This is a genomic window from Cupriavidus sp. CuC1, from assembly GCF_044627735.1.
In the GTDB taxonomy this organism is placed as follows: Bacteria; Pseudomonadota; Gammaproteobacteria; order Burkholderiales; family Burkholderiaceae; genus Cupriavidus; species Cupriavidus ulmosensis.
Genome location: NZ_JBIUHC010000432.1, coordinates 1 through 636 on the forward strand (window position 1 = coordinate 1; position 636 = coordinate 636).

Annotated in this window: 1 protein-coding gene; it reads right to left on the reverse strand. The window is 64.2% G+C overall.

All coding sequences use genetic code 11. The features are described from left to right. The coding region (locus ACGLHR_RS52075) for a hypothetical protein (protein ID WP_400103991.1) at positions 1–524 on the reverse strand (524 nt) is incomplete at its 3' end. Between the last annotated feature and the right edge of the window lie 112 nt (positions 525–636).

A 636-nucleotide genomic window follows, 5' to 3' on the forward strand; every position in this document is an offset into this window, starting at 1 on the left:
GTCGTATCGAACGCGAGCACGTCGGCGGACAGTTCGAAGCGGGCCACCGCGGCCTTCGCGATGGCCACCTGAGCCTGCTCCAACTGCTCATCGGTCACCTGCTGCGCGACGCGATGAAAGGCCTGACCGGTGAACGCGGACCCCGGCAAACACGACAGCCGCGGCAGACTCGCGTCCAGAAAATCACCCAGCTCGCACTTGGGTCCCGGCGCACACGCACGCTGAATCGCCACAGCCACCGCCAACTCACCCACCGACGGGCCATCCTTGGCGCCAACCCCTGCGCACGCGCGATCAATCTGCCCGACCAAGTCCAGTTGCTCGGCCACCCAGATCAAGGCTCCGACGTCGCCGACCCCGCGCGTGCCCACCGTCTGAGTCGCGCTCAGATCCGCAACTCGCGGCGGCTCGGCCGGTCCCAGTACGACTTGGCGTGCGACGGAACGGCCCCGCTCCGCGTCCCACACCGACTGCGCGGCAATACGGTAGCGATGGCCGTTGACTTCTCGTTCAAAGATGTGCATGTTCTTTCATGTAGCATCTCCGAGCCAAATAATCAAGCGAAATCCAGTATCTACGCGGCATTCCGACTCGGTGCGGCCGCGGAATAACACTGAGCTTGCGAAAGTAGGGCTA